Origin of the sequence: Streptobacillus felis, assembly GCF_001559775.1 — a bacterium.
Classification (GTDB): domain Bacteria; phylum Fusobacteriota; class Fusobacteriia; order Fusobacteriales; family Leptotrichiaceae; genus Streptobacillus; species Streptobacillus felis.
The window spans coordinates 1-276 of the sequence record NZ_LOHX01000124.1; the positions used below are offsets into that span (position 1 = coordinate 1).

Consider the following 276-nt stretch of genomic DNA (forward strand, 5'->3'; position numbering starts at 1 on the left):
TGACATACCTTATGTCGTATCTCCTGGTTTAAAGTAAACTAGGATTGAAGCTATCATCATAAACATCATACCAAGTAGAATAAAAATTCTCTTTCTCTCTAATAAAACACTTAACAAAAATAGTGGAAGTCCTAGTATAACACTTATTAAAACACAGTCTGCTGTAATTTGGGTTGCAAAAGCAATATCTAATCCTAGTCCTCCTATTACAACGATACATATAGCATAAGCAATTATATAAGCTCTTATTATACTAACACAAGACCAGAATAATAC

The 276-nt window shown here is 30.8% G+C and carries 1 pseudogene; it reads right to left on the reverse strand.

Annotation, left to right across the window (positions count from 1 at the left end):
* Positions 1-9: 9 nt before the first annotated feature.
* Positions 10-276, reverse strand: a pseudogene (locus AYC60_RS08885) (MFS transporter); the annotation flags it as partial.